Below are 1,763 nucleotides of genomic sequence, written 5' to 3'. Positions count from 1 at the left end.
GCAATGTCATCCGCCTTGGGCAATTACATAARGTGGATGTGGTGATCGGCTCCCTTATTTCATTATTGGAATACGGGATTTCGGACGCTTCGGAGAAAGTTTCACTGCGTCAGGAATTACAGAATGTATCGGACTATATTGCGATTCAGAACATCCGCTATAACCGGCATTTCAGTTTAGTAGAAAATATCGAAGAGGGGTTATTGGATTTTCCCGTTTTTCGAATGCTGCTGCAGCCCATCGTGGAGAACAGTATCTTCCATGGGTATAGCGGGGGGGAAATCGAAGGTCCCATCACCATTCATGCGTACAGGGAGGACGGCTTCGTCGTGATAGAAGTAGTTGATCAAGGCGAGGGAATTCCAGCGGATACAATAGAGCATATTTTACATGCAGAATCGAGTGATCTGGAAGTGAAAAGGAAGAGAATCGGGTTGAATAATATTCATGGTCGAATAAGACTTCATTATGGTGAACGGTTTGGGCTGCAAATCATAAGCACACCGAAGAAAGAAACCCGTGTCCGCGCAGTATTCCCGGCGAGCCTATTTAAAGGAGATGCATGAGGGTGAGAACTTACACCTGTTTCATCGTTGATGATGAAGATCTGATCATTCAAAGACTGGAGCTGTTCTTTCGAGAGCTCTCGAATAAGGAACAACGATTCCGCTTAGTCGGGAAAGCGAATAACGGTGTGAAGGGAGTTGAGGAGATCTTAAGGCTTGGACCGGATATCATTATCTCCGATATCGTCATGCCGCAAATGGATGGAATTTCCATGATTGAGCAGTTAAAGCCGGCGCTTCCCCATACCCAATATATACTCTTGACAGCCTATTCTTCTTTTGAATATGCACAGAGAGCTATTCATGCCAACGTATTGGAATACATTGTTAAGGTTCCACTGAGGGAAGCTGATTTGGAACGAGCTTTGGACAAGGCAGTCGGGATATTGGATGAGCTCAAGAAAAAAGAAGAGGAATTCCAATCATTAAACGTGTCCGTTCTAGAAAATAAATACAGAGTACGCAAACAGTTTTTCAACGAGCTGATAAGAGGCGAGATTCCTTCTCATCGGGCATCGGATTTCGCAAACCGAATGCAATTTCATTTTTTCCAAGCCTATTACTGCTGCTTTATTGTTGAAATGAACCATTATGAAAGCTTTCGAAATGAATATTCGGCAGCTGACCAAAACATCTTGAAATATGCCATCACCAATGTAATGGAAGAAACTTTGATGAATTTTGGTGTGGGTGTAGCTACGGATATATACGACAATCGTTTTATCGGATTTCTTTCGTGGGCCCATAATCGCAGCGACATGGACACGGAGCAGGCTTGCCAAACGTTGGGCAGCCAGCTCGTGACCCACTTGAATCAATACTTGAATCAACCCGTATCCGTAGCATTTGGTGGACCGCAACGTGGCTGGGAATCCATCAAAAAAGCATACATGGAAGCCAAAGATGTGAGTGAGGATTTTTATTATCATGTAGAGAAAGTAGTAAAGACACCCTCGCATCGTTTCCAGTACCAAGATGAAAGAAAGGCAATCTTTCAGCAGAAACTAACTGATTGTCTTGCTTGGCTGCAAAGGGAGGTTTCCAAGGAAGATCTACAAAAACAATTTGCTTATTTAAATCAATATATGGTGGAGAACAAAATTCATAAGTCGATCATCGCGCCTCTGCTTCGAGACTTCTACAGGGACATTGCAGCGAAATTTAAATCAGGGAGCACTTTGGCAGCAGATGTAGATG

The 1,763-nt window shown here is 43.4% G+C and carries 2 protein-coding genes; both read left to right on the top strand.

The genetic code is table 11. The annotated features are described in order from the left end of the window. The coding region (locus AC1DWB_RS34590; protein ID WP_477545601.1) for a sensor histidine kinase at nt 1-566 on the top strand (566 nt) is incomplete at its 5' end. A 2-nt stretch (nt 567-568) separates the two neighbouring features. Beyond that, nucleotides 569-1,763 (top strand): response regulator (locus AC1DWB_RS34585; RefSeq protein ID WP_477545600.1); only part of this gene is annotated, 1,195 nt, incomplete at its 3' end.

It is taken from the genome of Paenibacillus sp. P4_E11 (genome assembly GCF_056401635.1).
The sequence above is the reverse complement of the archived record's forward strand: the minus strand, read 5'-3'. Positions and strand labels throughout refer to the sequence as shown.